General features: G+C 63.9%; 1 protein-coding gene. It reads left to right on the forward strand.

What is annotated here, in order from left to right:
• Nucleotides 1–154 precede the first annotated feature (154 nt).
• Nucleotides 155–504: thiamine pyrophosphate-binding protein (locus QZH66_RS18360; protein WP_305807225.1), on the forward strand; the 350-nt coding region annotated here is incomplete at its 3' end.

Here is a 504-nt window from a genome sequence, read left to right on the forward strand (position 1 = left end):
GCGCACGCTGCTGACCCATTGAATCACCCCCAGGACTTGCACAAAATCGCTCCAGCAAGGCGTTCCGACGCAGACAGTACAACCCGTACGGCAAGGAGGAACAACGCCGCTGGAGCGGTTTTTTGCAAGTTCCCCCACCACAGGAGACAAGAAAATGAAGAAAACCGGGGCATGGCTGGCGCGCTACGCGCTCGAACAACTGGGCATCCGCTACACCTTCGGCATTCCCGGCGTGCAGAACACCGAGCTGTACGACGAGCTGAACAACTCGCACCGCATCACGCCGGTGCTGGTCAGCCACGAGGGCGGCGGTGCCTTCATGGCCGATGCGCTCTCGCGTCTGTCGGACACCGTGGGCACGCTGGTGGTGGTGCCCGCCGCGGGCCTGACGCACGCGGCCAGCGGCATTGGCGAGGCTTACTTGGATGGCGTGCCGATGCTGGTGATCTGCGGCGGCGTGCGCACCGACGTGCCCTGGCAATACCAGCTGCACCAGATGGACCT

The sequence above is a fragment of the Stenotrophomonas sp. YIM B06876 genome (assembly GCF_030711595.1).
GTDB lineage: Bacteria > Pseudomonadota > Gammaproteobacteria > Xanthomonadales > Xanthomonadaceae > Stenotrophomonas.